Genomic DNA, 14986 nt, shown 5'->3' with positions numbered 1-14986 from the left:
ACTTAACAGCATGTTGTCGAACATCACTTAAATAATGAATTATTTCTGTATTCATTTTCACATTTCATTTCATTTATATACTTTTGAAGTGTTTTAAAACATACAACGTATTTTAAATCCATATTCCACCTTGTATATGATTGAGAATGATAGAAAATCCAGAGAGATTATTTGTGGGGAAGTAATTAATAATTCGAGTTCAGTATTTAATGTTCTTACTCCTTCTGAAAAAGAAGAGTTAATGGCGAACATGACCTGTTCTTTTTTTAAGAAAGGTGAATACATTTACAAAGAGGGTGAAAGACCAATTGGGCTTATTTGTTTATCTGAAGGAAAAGTAAAGATATTTAAGGAAGGCGTAGGCGGTCGCGAGCAAATTGTTCGAATGGCAAAACCTATTGGTTTTATTGGATACCGTGCACTTTTTGCCGAAGAAAACAACATTGCTTCGGCTGTTGCAATTGAAGATTCTATAACCTGTACAGTTAGCTACGAATTGATGCTGAAATTCATTAAAACCAATTCGGACCTTTCTTTGTGCATTATACGTTCGCTTTCTACCGAATTAGGATTTTCAAACAACAGAACAATCACCCTTACTCAGAAACACATTCGAGGAAGATTGGCTGAATCGCTGCTTTTTCTTCGTGATACATATGGTTTTGAAGATGATGAAGCAACCATAAAGGTTTATCTTTCGAGAGAAGATATAGCGAACTTATCAAACATGACAACATCAAATGCAATTCGTACCCTTTCCACTTTTGCAAGCGAAGGAATCATTTCAATTGATGGCCGGAAAATTAAGATTTTAGATAAGGTAAGATTAGACCGAGTGAGTAAACTAGGATAAGAGCTACTTCTTAAAATATAGCAAGCTATCTCGTTAGGGATGGCTTTTATTTTGCAGTAGTAATGAGCAGATGCAACTAAAGCTGAACAAATATTCGAACCCTGTGTGTTAGGGATTGTAACGGATACCCCACAGCGAAGAATGAGCGAGGAGTAGGAGTGAAAAGCCTGCCACGAGGAACGAGGGGAACACCCAAAATATTTTTATTCCTGAAAATAGATGCGTTTTACCCGACGCGAAATGGTGGTGAGAATTTCGTAGGGAATGGTTTCCAATTGTTCGGCCAATTTACTTACCGAATAATCGTCGCCAAAAATCAGAACGGAATCTCCTTCTTTAGCATCGGTATTGGTCAAATCAATCATACTCATATCCATGCAAATATTGCCAACAACAGGCACCAATTGCCCGTTCACCATCACTTTTCCATGGCCGTTGCTCAGTTTACGGTTGAAACCATCGGCATAACCTATTGGAATAACTCCAATGCGTGTATCGGTCTGTAATTGCCCTTTTCGTCCGTAACCTACGGTATTCTCTTTCGACACTTCTTTTATCTGCGAAATTGTAGTTTTCAGGCTGCTCACATTCATCAGTTTTTCCTGGTGCGTGGCACTGATTCCATAAAGACCAATTCCCAAACGAACCATATTGAATTGTGCTTGCGGAAAACGTTCGATACCGGCTGAATTTAAAATATGCCGATCGATAGGATACGAAAACTGCGACAATATTTGATCGCTCCATTGGGTAAACGAATTAATTTGCCGAGCTGTAAAATCATCGTGTTGCTGCTCATCTGCACCTGCCAAATGGGAAAATACAGAACTGATAAAGAAATGATCATTGCTCACAATCAGTGACAACAAAGTGTCAATATCGTGATGAACAAAACCCAAACGATTCATTCCTGTATCCAGTTTTATGTGAATAGGATAGTTTCTTACTCCATTTCGTTTTAATGCTTTTTCGAATTCAAGACAAATAGTCTGATTGTATATTTCTGGCTCAAGGCGATACTCAATCATGGTATCGAAACTATGAGGCTCCGGATTCATCACTATAATTGGGATCGTGATTCCTGCGTTTCTTAGTTCGACACCTTCGTCGGCTATGGCAACGGCTAAATAATCAACCCGGTGATATTGCAGTAAATTAGCAATTTCGGTTGATCCGCTTCCGTAAGAAAAAGCTTTTACCATTACTACCAGTTTGGTACTTGGTTTTAATAAAGAACGAAAGTAGTTCAGGTTGTGAACCATGGCATTTAAGTTCACTTCCAAAACCGTTTGGTGTGCTTTGTATTGAAGCGCATTTGAAATTCTCTCGAAATGAAAATTTCTTGCTCCTTTTATTAGAATAATTTCGTCCTTAAACTGATTTCGATTCAAATCTGCCAGAAACACATCGGTTGAGCGATAAAAAGAAGCATTGCAGGTAAATAGTTTCGATTGCGACGAAATGCCTTCCCCAATACCAATCAGACGATTTATTTTCTTCTGTTCGAGCAATTTGGATATCGCCTTGTAAAGCTGATGATTTGTATAACCCGATTGAAAAATATCTGATAAAATAAGGGTTTTGCTCTTATCTTTTTGCTGCTGATTCATTAAATCCAAGGCAATTCCCAGCGAACCCAAATCTGAATTGTAATAATCATTAATAAGGGTGCAATCACCTATTCCCTCTTTTATTTCCAATCGCATGGCAATTGGTTCTAATTTCAGGAATCGTTCTTTTATGGTTTCATCATCAACATTCAGGTTCAGCAAACAAAGCCAGCAGGTAATTGCATTATCAATTGAAGCTTTATCGCTAAAAGGCAAATTTATTTCTTTTGTTTCCTTCTTATATTTGGTTTTAATGAATGTCCGGTTCCCTTTTATTTCTTCCGAAACAACCATCAGATTGGTGGCCTGATTTCTTGACCAGGAAATCAATTCTTTATTCTGTCCATACCGGGACTTTAATGATTCATCTACAAGTTTATTATCGGTACAATACACAATCGAATCGCAGGAAGAGAATAATTTTATCTTCTCTTCTAATTTCTGAACTTCATCCTTAAAATTCTCGCGATGTGCATCCCCCAAATGAGTAAAAATCCCATAGGTAGGTTGAATAATTTTTGAGAGTTGATCCATTTCTCCCGGTTGAGAAATACCAGCCTCAAAAATAGCCAGATTGGCCTCACTGTTCATGTTCCAGACAGAAAGCGGAACTCCCACCTGAGAATTATAGCTTTTGGGACTGCGAACAATAGAATACGATTCATTCAGCAACTGATACAGCCACTCTTTTACAATAGTTTTTCCATTGCTGCCGGTAATTCCCATTACAGGAAAAGAGAAATTCTTTCGGTGATTTTCGGCCAAATTCTGCAAAGCACAAAGCGTATCGGGAACCAAAATAAAGCCGGCCTCAGGATACTGTTTTAAATCTGTACATTCAGAATTACTAACAACAAATGCACGAACCCCTTTTTGATACAAATCTTTGATGTATAAATGACCATCGTGCCGCGCACCAACTAAAGCAAAAAATAAAATTTCCTCGGGAAGTTGTAATGACCTGCTGTCTATCGATAGGGTTTTAACAATGAGATTTTCTTTCCCATAACAAACACCTCCTGTTATAGAAGCTACTGATTCAATAGTATATGATTGTGCAACAGTCATAATACATCCGCTTATTTTGTTGAAGATGTTCTGTAAATTTTCTGGTAACAATTTCGGCAAAGCGGTTCATATTCACTCTTTTCGCCTAACAACACTAATTTATCAGCCTCAGCCAAACGATGCGAGTAATTGGCTAAATTTCCACAACGCATGCAAACTGCATGAACTTTGGTAACATATTCTGCAGTAGCCATAATACTCGGAATCGGACCAAAAGGATTGCCCTTAAAGTCCATATCCAGGCCGGCAACAATCACTCGAATACCCTGATTGGCTAATTCGTTACAAACGTCAGACAGGCCGGCATCAAAAAACTGAGCTTCATCAATACCTACCACATCAACGTTACTGGCAAGCAACAATATATTTGCTGATGTTTCAACAGGAGTTGAGCGAATGGAGTTGGAATCATGCGAAACCACTTCATCCTCTGAATATCTCACATCGATATGAGGTTTAAATATTTCAACATTCTGACGGGCAATTTTTGCCCGGTTCAACCGACGGATCAATTCTTCGGTTTTACCCGAAAACATAGAACCAACTATTACTTCGATCCAACCATTACTGCCAGCTCTGTTAATATCATTCTCAAGAAACATGTGATAAACTTTAGGTTATTTTACATAGATAGACAAAAATAGGAAAACACTTTCATACTTGCATTACTGAGCTAATAAACTTTTAAACAATACCTCCCTAAAAAATATTTTGTTTGAACCGAAAAAACCACTCAACCAATCAATACAAAAAAAATTAGCTTTACTTTTGTAAATTAGTACATAGAATTCTGTTGCATATTAAAATTCTGGTCATGGATAATAAACTAGTCATTCAACTGCTTAAAAGTAAAACCGAAGAAATTCAAAACTTACTGGAACATTTCACCAATAAGCCTGCGGATTTAAATGATGGTATTGAGTTACTTGATTCCAGAATACTGGGTTTAAGTCAGGATTTTAAAATCCTGAAAAAGAATTGTGAATTAAAACCGGCCGGGACCGTTTCAACGGATATTCCTGAAGAAATTATATCTGCTTCACCTGAACCAATCAAAAAAGAAATTGATTTTTCTAATACAAATTCTGAAAAACAACAGGTAATTGACAATATCAGTACTGAAAAACCTGAAACTGAAAAAAAAGAGCAAATAGAATCAGAAATTGTAATCCAAAAAGTTCAATCGGAACCTATTCAACTGATAGGCGAGAAACTTCCATCTCAGAAACTGAAAGATATTCAGTCGGCTATTGGAATTAATGATCGCTTTTTGTTTGCCCGTGAGCTTTTCGAAAACAATATAGATGAATACAATACAGCCATTTCCTTCATAAATAAAGCAGGTACTTTTGAATCTGTTATGAATTGGATAAAAGCTGAAAAAGAGTGGGATCTGGAGGATCCTACCGTAACCCAATTCATCGAAATCACCAAAAGAAAATTTTAAACATGTCGAAACTATACCTTGTTCCAACTCCAATTGGAAATTTAGAAGATATTACTTTAAGAGCCTTACGAATATTAAAAGAAGTAGATTTAATTCTTGCTGAAGACACAAGAACATCTGGGTTTTTATTAAAACATTTCGAAATTTCAAAACCCTTACACTCACATCACAAATTTAACGAACACAAAACAGCCGAAAACATCGTTAACCGAATTAAAGCCGGTGAAACCATTGCCTTAATATCTGATGCCGGAACACCGGCTATTTCAGATCCCGGGTTCTTTTTGGTGAAACATTGTCTTGATAATGGAATTGATGTTGAATGTTTACCCGGAGCAACAGCATTTATCCCTGCTATAGTGAATTCCGGTTTGCCAAATGAAAAATTTTGTTTCGAAGGATTTTTACCGCAAAAAAAAGGGCGTCAGTCTAAATTAGACGAACTGGCTGAAGAATCAAGAACAATGATTTTTTATGAATCTCCACACCGCTTAGTGAAAAGCTTAGAGCAATTTGCTGAAGTAATGGGAGAAGATAGAAAAGCATCTGTATCCCGTGAGTTAACGAAACTATACGAAGAAAATGTACGTGGCACTCTCGCTGAACTAATCGCTCATTTCAGTTCTAAAACTGTAAAAGGTGAAATTGTAATTGTTGTTGGCGGTAAGCTTGTTGAGAAAAAGAAGAAAGAATACGTAAAAAAAGACAGAATGTAATTACGAATCCCTTTCTTCAGATACACATAAGACACAGATTAAATATTAACATTAATATACTCTTAACGTCTAACTCATAATTACTAATTCGTAATTAATTTAGTCTTCATGTGAAAATTTAGGACAAGAGATTGCCTTATCACCCAATTTTTTAACTTTCTGACGACGCTTCAACTTTCGGATTTCCCTGGGATTGGAATAGTTGTAATTGTAAGTCAGAGAAATCTCCAAACCACCTCTGTTAGAAGATGCGGCCTGTAAATCAGAGACATTAATATCGTAGCTAATCATAAATTTCATGCGGTTTTTCTCATATCCGAATGCAGGAATAATATCCTGAGTAAAACGATACCACAATCCGTAATGAAGAATGGTGCCTTTTTCTCCATACAGCATCATAAAATTGGTTCCGGCAATCCACTCGTTTGAACCACTCTCGGTAGTATGCATAATTTCGGGCTTGACATATAATCTCGAAGATAATCTGGACTCTACTCCTCCATGCCATGCAAATCGTCTTTTAAGGTTATTGGTAATTGCGTAAAAGGATTCATTGGGTTGATTTATATGACTAATTGCCATCCCCATAAAATATTTTGATTTCCCTTTAAAAAAGGTAACCATAGTCCCAGCAGAAAAGTCAGTGTAAAATAAAGATTGAGTTCCTAAAGGTTCGCCTGTTTGATAATTTGGATCGAAAAGTGTACCATCCCATTGATCATCAAAAACCAATTTGTTATAATCAACTGATTTATTAACTAATTCCAAACCAACTCCCATATGTAAGAACAATGTATTCCCTGCATTCAGACTTTTATTTAATGATCCTGAAAACATGACCTGAGTGGTCTTTAAACTACCTTCTCCCGCTTTATCATTGAAAATCATACCCCCAACACCAAGCCATGAAGAACTTAATAGTTGAGTCGATAATTTACCATCAACAAAAACCGCTTGAGAAACAAAAGGCGTTGTTACACTATTCCACTGGTTACGATAATTCATCCCGCCCCGAAGGTTATAATCAGAATTTCCCGTAAGAGCTGGATTTAACAATAATGGGATAGAATAGAATTGAGAAGAGTGCACACGCTGAGCGGAGACTTGACAGACCCCGAATAACGATATTAGTATAAAAACAATTAAACTCTTCCTCATATCCAATTTTACGGGTCTTTCAGCCGATTAGCAAAGTTTTCAACCAGCAAAACGAAATACCCCAAGCAAAAATATAAAAATGGGTAATAATAGCCTATTACCCACTGCGAAATATTTTATTTTACATTTATTTTTTTGCGACAAATTATTTGGCATAAATATAATTAATATGATGAAATTTAACAGTAATAATCCATTTTATTCATCAACTATATTAGTACAGTAGTGTAACATTTCCGCGCTTTTGTACAGAACTACCATCAAGGAAGGTTACTTGCAGGAAGAAAACATAAACATCCATATCTTGTTTTACTCCACGATAGGTACCATCCCATCCTACATCTTGTCTGTTCGATTGAAAGATTTTATGTCCCAATCGGTTATAAATAATCAAATTCATTGAACCAATATTGTTACCCCGAACAAACAGAACATCGTTTTTACCATCTCCATTTGGAGAGAATCCGCTGGCTAATCCAACAAATTGATCACCTTCCGGATAAACTACATTTATCGTATCCCTTCCCATACAACTCTGTTGATTGGTTACTTCAACCCAATATTCTCCGGCCTGACTCACATTTATAGTCTGAGAAATATCATCTGTTGACCAACGGTAGAAGCTACCATTATTTTCAGCATCAAGAGTTACATTTTCTCCGGTTTGAACAATAAGGTCTTCTCCAAGATCCACAATAGGCGAAGGATTAACTGTTAATTCGATACAATCTCCTTCTGTATTACCAAATGGATCCGTTACATCAACACAATATTTACCTGATTGATTGACAAGGATTCCCTTTTCAGTTGACTCTGACGGTATCCATTTATAAATAGGATCAGAAATAAATGTTCTATCAATAATTGGTTCAAGATACACTCTGTCACCCTCACAAATCTGAATATCACCACCTAAATCTACAGAGAATTTATGACCGTCTTTTCGAACAACACTAATATCATCTGTATTATAACATGAGTATTCATCTGTAACCTTCACAGAATATACATTTTCATCACTTACCGATATTGTCTGGGTTGACTCTCCGGAACTCCATTCGTAAACCAAACCTGATCCTGAAACTCCGGCATCCAAAGTCGTGGTTTCACCATCGTATAATGTAATATCTCCACCTAAATCAACAATTGGTAAAGCATGCACAATTACTTCAATTTCATCGGTTTTTTCATTGCCAGCACCGTCTCTTACCGTTACCGAGTAAATACCGGACTCACTCACAGTAAGTGTGGAGGTTCCTGCTCCATTTGACCATAGGTAAGTATAGTTTTGAGAAATGCTTGGATTTGGATTTAAAATCACCTCTTCACCATCACAAATGTTTTTGTCGCCACCTAAATTTATAGCAAATACATCGCTTTTACTGCTTATAATGATTTCATCAGTTCCTACACATCCATTTACATTAGTTACATCCACGCTATAAGTATTACTACTATTAACGCTTATTGTTTGACTCGTTTCACCTGTCGACCAGAAATAGGTTAATCCCGGATTTCCTGCATCCAACACCTTTGTTTCACCATCAGCCAATTCGTAATCCGCTCCCAAATCAACAAGCGGAGCTGTTAACACATTAACACTTACTGCTGCCGATGATGATTTACCTGTTCCGGAATCAGTTGCTGTAACAGAATATGTTCCCGCCTCAGTTACGGATAATGAAGAACCTGTTGATCCATCTGACCATAGGTAAGTATAAGTTCCATCAAAGTCGATGGTCGGAGTTAATGTTGCACTCTCTCCTTCACAAATTTGAATATCTCCACCCAAACTAACTACGAAAGATTCAACAACACTAATAGCTGCATAAATTGTATCTCCGGCACAATCAAAAGCTGTGCGCTCCAACAATTTTATCTGATAATCTCCAGGCGTATTTCCCCATTGAACATCAAAACTTAATTCACTATGGAACTTATCGCTTAGCTTCTTCGTCTTTTCATTTAGGACTGTTGCTCCATCTGGAACAAAAAGCTCATAATTTTCATTCTTCTCGATGGTTGCAGTATAAGACTGAATTGTTCCTGCCTGAATTACCGGAGCATAATCCCCGAATATAGTATTTGGCAAGGCCATTACATCAACCTCTAAAGTTTGATTGGCAAGATCTTCAGTTACAGGAATTCCTGATACTGTTTTAGCTTCAACCAACAAAATCTCAGCTCTATGTGTTTTACCGGTAGTATTCGGAATTTCAAGCTCAAACTCAAAAGTATTTACGTACAGCTCGTCTGCTCCAACAGGCATTACTGCAGGTGCACGATCCACTGAAATTTTAAATGTCCATGGCTTAGGACCCGAATAATTAACTGTAATATTCACTTTACCATTTGCATCTCCTCCATTATTTGCAGAACAAACATAGGGTACCTCTAAATCATCAAACTCAGCGGTTGGAGCTGCGCCATCAACCACTACCATCATGGTTAAAGGATCACCAAAACAATGTGTCCCTAAATCCTCCGGATATACTTTCACCTGATAATCACCTTCGTTAGCGAATACATAATCACCTGATTCAAATGTTTTTGATGCAAGATATGCTACTGAACCGCTTGATGTATGTGTTACTGACCAATGATATTCATAACCAGTAACTTCATCCACCTTAAAATTAAGTGTTGTTCCCTTAACCACATACTGCTGTGCCACAACAGCCCATCCTCCCAAAAGGATGGCTATTGCAGTAAGCAGTGTTTTATGTAGTAAGGTTTTCAACATCTAATTTTTATTCTTTTAATTATTTAAATAAAACTCCTAAACTAATCTCTAGTTAAGTGTAATAGTACCTGAAATAACTGGCTTACCATGAACAGTAACACTTCTTGTGTTATCAGCAAGATCAGTATCAACAGCAACAGTTCCATTATCAGCAGTTTTTGCACTAATCAATTGAATGCTTACTGTTTGATCACCGGCAGTTAGATTTTCAAAATCTGAAATTGACAATTGTCCTGTTAAAGGAGTTGCGTCACCTGCAGTACCCATTGTAACCACCTTAGTTTCTTTTGAATTATCAATAGCAGTAATCTCATATGTCAATTCGAACGGAGCTACACCACCGGTGAATACAACATCGAAATCGCTAACTGTTAAAGTACCACCCAATAATGGAGAACAACTTACAACTGCATCATTTGCAGGTAAATTAGCAAACATTACAGAAGCTGCACCAACAACTAAAACCTGAGATGTTCTTGTTTCAGTCAAACAGCCATTTGCATCAGTCCCAAAAACTGTTACATCATATGTTCCCGCAACATCCCAGATCAGTGTCATAGAATTTCCTGTTTGCGCAACCAGATCAGTGCTGGTACCACCTGTTGTAGCCCAAGTATAAGTCACTCCTGCAACAGGATCAACATTATAAGTATGAGATGTGTTAATAGTTACAGTTTGATCCTGTGCACTAACAGTTCCTGCAAATGCAATTAAGCTGATAAATAGCAAGCCAAATATTTTAGTCAGTTTCATAGTAGTTTAATTTAAATTTATGATCGATATTTTTGGTTTCTTATTAATTGTTCTTGTATGAATTTCTTTTCCTGTTACCACATTTAACGTACCCCCATATTTATTGGTTGCACTCTTTATGGTAATAGTATTTATAGTGTCAATATTTTCATCTTCAATAACACCCGCTACATGGAGCATTTTATCTGCAAAATTTACAATTGCAGTTCGATCAGCAGAATCCCCATCTAAACGATAGTTCACTGTAATCGGGTATTGTGATTCAGGTAACACTGTACCTGAATTAAACATTGCTATCATTTCTGCAGCAAACTGTGGATCTAAATCAGCACAATCATCTGATGTCAGATCTTTAAATACAATAGTGGCTTCAGTGCCAAATACCTCAACAGGTATATCTCTTCGAGAAGAACAAAAAGTAGTTCCTGCATTAAACTCTTCCACAATTGCGTAATACTTTCCTTCAATTAAGAAGGTAATGTCAACTTCAGATTTTTCAAATTCTCCCCCAACAAATAAAAAGTCATCATCTCCTCCCAATCCATCATTATCCGCCAATAAAGCGTCTTTTTGATCTGTCCAGTTGCTCACCTTATAAACTTTCCATTCATAAGTATTCCCAACATGATCAGTAATAGTAAGTTTATGCGTACTACCAGGCAATATTACATACGGACTCTGTGCCTTAGCTGAAGCCAAAGCCATCATTGTAAATACAATGACAATCAGAATTCTATGTAGTACACCTTTAAACAAATCTTTCTATTCTTTATGTTTGAATTACCTTCCCGGACCGAAATCCGGGAAGGATTCTATATGTAAGTCAACAAACTTTACAATATTTAGTCAATAGCAATCACACTCGTTTCAGGTGATGCTGTAATAACAAATGAATCAGGTGTATTATTAGCTGCATTAGCTACATCTTCACTTGTATTTCCTGCTCCGGTTGTAATAAACGCACCAGAAGCAACTAAATTCAATGTTATATCATTCGCTGGTGAAATTCCAGGAGTGTTAGCAGTTGTTACAGCTAATATCACTTGCGAAGTTCCCGATGCTACGGCTACGCTTGAACCAGTTACAGTACCACCAGCTGATGAAGTTACAGTTGAAGCGACAGAAGTTGCGAAATCAAATCCCCATGCTCCTGTTGTCCAAGGATTACTCTCATTAGCCATCGAAACTGTAAAGTAACGAGTTGAAGAACCGAAATCATTCGTTATATTATCAATTAGTGCTCCACTGCCATCATTACAATCAGTTAATGCACCGCCAGTAACAACAGCACCTGCATTGTCAGATGCAATAACCGCCAAGTCAATAGTTCCAGTCGAAACAAGAATCTGTAAACGTCTTAAGGTTGTACAGGCTCCAGCAACATTTGCTTCAGTTACTTCCACAAAGAAAGTCCCGGCTTGTAACCATTGAATATTTACAGTATTCGCGTCCACACCTGCTCCTGCAGATGTGAATGAATAATCTGTTCCACTTACAGCAGCAGTTGTACCATCAGCTTGAAAAACAGCCCATGTGTAAGTGTTACCTACGTGATCTGCCAAATGTACTTTACTAGCATCCACATTTACTGTAAATTTATGAATAGAACCAACTCCATGAGTTGCATCTTGTGCATATGTTCCAAATGCAATTAAAGAAATTGCAAGAACCAGAGTTATTTTTAATAATCTTTTCATGATATATTAATTTTATCAGAGTTTACTATTAGTCAGTTATAATACCTGTAGTTGCTGGAACAGCATTTACAGTATAAGTTGCCACATCATTTACTGCATTGCTGTCAGGAGTTCCTAACTCATCTTTACCATTAGAAATAGTAAGAGCAATTGAGATATTTGGATCTTGTCCATTCACACCAGCAGTATTTTTATTGGTATTGTATTCAACAGTAATTGTCTTAGATGCAGTATTCGCAGGAACATTAATTGTACCTGTTAAAGCAGCAACTCCATTTACAAGAACGCCTGTTACGTTATCTGATGTAGCAATATCGCTAATTGCATAATCAAACGACCATGTTTTAGCTATATCTCCACCAGTCATACTAACTGTATATTCTCTTGTAGTTGTTCCAAATACATCATTCGAATTATCGCCATCAGCAGTAACATCTACAACCGGGTTAAATGCAGTAGCACAATCTGTTGCAGAAGTAACTAAAGCAGCTACAACATCAAATGTATTTGCAGTTACAGTTACAGAAATCTGACGAGTTGTTGGACAAGCCGGAGTAACATCTGTTCTTGTTTCAACCACTTGTAAAATGTATGTACCAGCAAGTAACCATTCTACATTAGCAGTTACTCCATCCGTTGCTCCAACAAAGTTATACTCTGTTCCTGGAGTACCCGAAGTTACAGACCAAGCTAAGGTTGTACCTGCAATACTACTTTTTGTGATAGTATATGCATGCGTTGATCCAGCATATGGAGTGGTACCTGTATTTTGTGCCTGAGTATTAGTAATTAATAATACTCCCACGAAAACCATTAAAAGTTTTAAAAGAGATTTCATATCGATTTATTTTAACTTATTAAAATGTAATGTTTCCTGTATTTGGCACACCATAAATAGTTACGTCACCAGTAACATTATTCCCAGCAGTATTATCACTGTTACCAAAACTATCTTTTACATTACTAATAGTAACTGAAAAAGTTTGATCCGCACCTGCAGCTAAATTAGGTACAGTTAAAGTTAGAGTATACGTATTTCCTGATACTGCAACTGCAGTTCCAGACAATTCAGGAGTTAAACCTGTAGTTGCATAATCGAATGTCCAATCCGCAGCACCATTTGTCTTAGTCAAGGTATAGTCTACTGTGGAGTTACCGGTAGAACCAGTCGCACAATCCGATACCGCATCAGCGATCACTACATCAAAGTCAGCATTAACAGTTACTGTTAAGTTTTTTGTGGTAGAACAATCAACTCCTGTATGGCTCTCTGTTTCAGTGAAAGTCATGTTGTACGTACCTGGTTTCATCCATAAAACTGTAATTGAGCCTGAATTCAATGCTCCTGCAGTAATATTCCAATCTGTTCCTGAGGTACCCGATAGGGTCCACAGTAAACCATTACTTCCACTTTCGGGAGTAACAGTATAAGCTTTGGTTTCTCCAACACTTCTTGTATCTGTCTGCGCCGAAGCTGCAAATCCAAGAAAAAGGAAAAAGCATACGCTTAATAGTTTTGTAAAATTTGTTTTCATGTTGACTATATTTAAAATTTAATAAATTATTCCTGATGGTATCGGTTTATGATTAACCGTAACTGTATATGTTTGTGCATTTGAAATATTACCACTAGCATCCAATACTCTAAAATGAATCATTGAGATTCCTTCAGGAAATTCAAACCCGGATGGATCCGATAACGAATTAGCCCCTAAAGCCTTTGTACCGTATGCATTTGCAAATGAAGAATCCGGTAATTGAATTCGATATTGAACAATAAAACTTGTTGCGCAATTATCTGAATATCTAGTTGCTTGTATATCTAAGCCTGTAAATGATTTCACTTGAGGAATTACGCTTTCATCTTCTGCGCAATCGATAATATTTAGATCTGATAAATCAGCTAAAATTGGACTTGTTACATCATTAATTATTACATTCTGATTTACAACAATTGAATTTCCATTTCCATCATCAAAAGTCCATGCTATTACGTGAGTTCCTTGAGTATTGTATGTTAAAGGATCACTTGTTGTTCCTGTCAAAACACCAGCACAATTATCTGTTGTAGTCGGTACTATGGCTGTTGCAGTACATTCTCCAATTACATCTGAAAGTATTGGAATTACAGGATCCGTTGTATCATTAATTACTACATTCTGAGTCTGTGTACTGGTATTTCCTGATCCGTCAGTATAAGTCCAAACTACAGTTTTTGATGCTGTAATCGGGAACGTTTCTGAATGTGTTCCGCTGATTGCTCCGTCACAATTATCGGTTGCTGTTGGTGCTGTTAAACTTGTTACTTCACACTGGGCTGTAACATCTGATAAACTTGCTGCGTCTGCTAATGGATCCGTTGTATCATTAATTAATACATTCTGAGTCTGTGTACTGGTATTTCCTGATCCGTCAGTATAAGTCCAAACTACAGTTTTTGATGCTGTAATCGGGAACGTTTCTGAATGTGTTCCGCTGATTGCTCCGTCACAGTTATCGGTTGCTGTTGGTGCTGTTAAGCTTGTTACTTCACACTGGGCTGTCACATCTGATAAACTTGCTGCGTCTGCTACTGGATCCGTTGTATCATTGATTACTACATTCTGAGTCTGTGTACTGGTATTTCCTGATCCGTCAGTATAAGTCCAAACTACAGTTTTTGATGCTGTAATCGGGAACGTTTCTGAATGTGTTCCGCTGATTGCTCCGTCACAGTTATCGGTTGCTGTTGGTGCTGTTAAGCTTGTTACTTCACACTGGGCTGTCACATCTGATAAACTTGCTGCGTCTGCTACTGGATCCGTTGTATCATTGATTACTACATTCTGAGTCTGTGTACTGGTATTTCCTGATCCGTCAGTATAAGTCCAAACTACAGTTTTTGATGCTGTAATCGGGAACGTTTCTGAATGTGTTCCGCTGATTGCTCCGTCACAATTAT

General features: G+C 37.1%; 13 protein-coding genes. 3 read left to right on the top strand and 10 right to left on the bottom strand.

Features of this window, described 5'->3' with window-relative positions; genetic code table 11:
* Nucleotides 1-136: 136 nt before the first annotated feature.
* Nucleotides 137-853, top strand: coding sequence for a Crp/Fnr family transcriptional regulator (locus tag BZG01_RS18845; RefSeq protein ID WP_101311394.1), 717 nt, complete (start codon nt 137-139; stop codon nt 851-853).
* 203 nt (nt 854-1056) lie between these two features.
* Here the strand turns inward: BZG01_RS18845 and BZG01_RS18840 are convergent, their stop codons facing one another.
* Together BZG01_RS18840 and BZG01_RS18835 are read right to left on the bottom strand one after the other, a co-directional pair.
* Complete coding sequence (locus BZG01_RS18840; protein ID WP_101311393.1) at nt 1057-3531, bottom strand: bifunctional UDP-N-acetylmuramoyl-tripeptide:D-alanyl-D-alanine ligase/alanine racemase; 2475 nt, start codon at nt 3529-3531, stop codon at nt 1057-1059.
* An 11-nt stretch (nt 3532-3542) separates the two neighbouring features.
* On the bottom strand, nt 3543-4133 hold the full coding sequence (locus BZG01_RS18835) for a thymidine kinase (protein WP_101311392.1): 591 nt from the start codon (nt 4131-4133) through the stop codon (nt 3543-3545).
* Nucleotides 4134-4345: 212 nt separating this feature from the next.
* Here BZG01_RS18835 and BZG01_RS18830 point away from each other — a divergent pair, with 212 nt between their 5' ends.
* Together BZG01_RS18830 and rsmI are read left to right on the top strand one after the other, a co-directional pair.
* A complete protein-coding gene (locus BZG01_RS18830; RefSeq protein ID WP_101311391.1) occupies nt 4346-4978 on the top strand; it encodes a hypothetical protein in 633 nt (210 codons plus the stop codon).
* Between the two features lie 2 nt (nt 4979-4980).
* Entirely contained in the window at nt 4981-5694 is a 714-nt protein-coding gene (gene rsmI / locus BZG01_RS18825) for a 16S rRNA (cytidine(1402)-2'-O)-methyltransferase (protein ID WP_101311390.1), read from the top strand.
* A gap of 99 nt (nt 5695-5793) precedes the next feature.
* Here the strand turns inward: rsmI and BZG01_RS18820 are convergent, their stop codons facing one another.
* The 8 genes from BZG01_RS18820 to BZG01_RS21650 all read right to left on the bottom strand — a co-directional run.
* Nucleotides 5794-6852, bottom strand: coding sequence for a PorP/SprF family type IX secretion system membrane protein (locus tag BZG01_RS18820; protein WP_101311389.1), 1059 nt, complete (start codon nt 6850-6852; stop codon nt 5794-5796).
* A gap of 214 nt (nt 6853-7066) precedes the next feature.
* Nucleotides 7067-9592 carry a T9SS type B sorting domain-containing protein gene (locus BZG01_RS18815; RefSeq protein ID WP_180327394.1) on the bottom strand — a complete coding sequence of 842 codons (2526 nt, stop codon included), beginning with the start codon at nt 9590-9592 and terminating at the stop codon, nt 7067-7069.
* Nucleotides 9593-9643: 51 nt separating this feature from the next.
* Nucleotides 9644-10348, bottom strand: a complete 705-nt coding sequence (locus BZG01_RS18810) for a PKD domain-containing protein (protein ID WP_101311387.1) — start codon at nt 10346-10348, stop codon at nt 9644-9646.
* 6 nt (nt 10349-10354) lie between these two features.
* A complete protein-coding gene (locus BZG01_RS18805) occupies nt 10355-11104 on the bottom strand; it encodes a hypothetical protein (RefSeq protein WP_143470954.1) in 750 nt (249 codons plus the stop codon).
* Nucleotides 11105-11190: 86 nt separating this feature from the next.
* Entirely contained in the window at nt 11191-12045 is an 855-nt protein-coding gene (locus BZG01_RS18800; protein ID WP_101311385.1) for a hypothetical protein, read from the bottom strand.
* Nucleotides 12046-12073: 28 nt separating this feature from the next.
* Nucleotides 12074-12883 carry a hypothetical protein gene (locus BZG01_RS18795; RefSeq protein WP_101311384.1) on the bottom strand — a complete coding sequence of 270 codons (810 nt, stop codon included), beginning with the start codon at nt 12881-12883 and terminating at the stop codon, nt 12074-12076.
* Nucleotides 12884-12902: 19 nt separating this feature from the next.
* Nucleotides 12903-13580 (bottom strand): hypothetical protein, encoded by a 678-nt coding sequence (locus BZG01_RS18790; RefSeq protein ID WP_101311383.1) that lies wholly within the window; start codon nt 13578-13580, stop codon nt 12903-12905.
* Nucleotides 13581-13598: 18 nt separating this feature from the next.
* On the bottom strand, nt 13599-14986 hold a 1388-nt coding region (locus BZG01_RS21650), incomplete at its 5' end, for an HYR-like domain-containing protein (RefSeq protein ID WP_218973165.1).

The organism is Labilibaculum manganireducens (genome assembly GCF_002843385.1).
Lineage (GTDB): Bacteria > Bacteroidota > Bacteroidia > Bacteroidales > Marinifilaceae > Labilibaculum > Labilibaculum manganireducens.
Note: the sequence above shows the minus strand (reverse complement) of the source record. Positions and strands in the feature narration are given on the sequence as shown.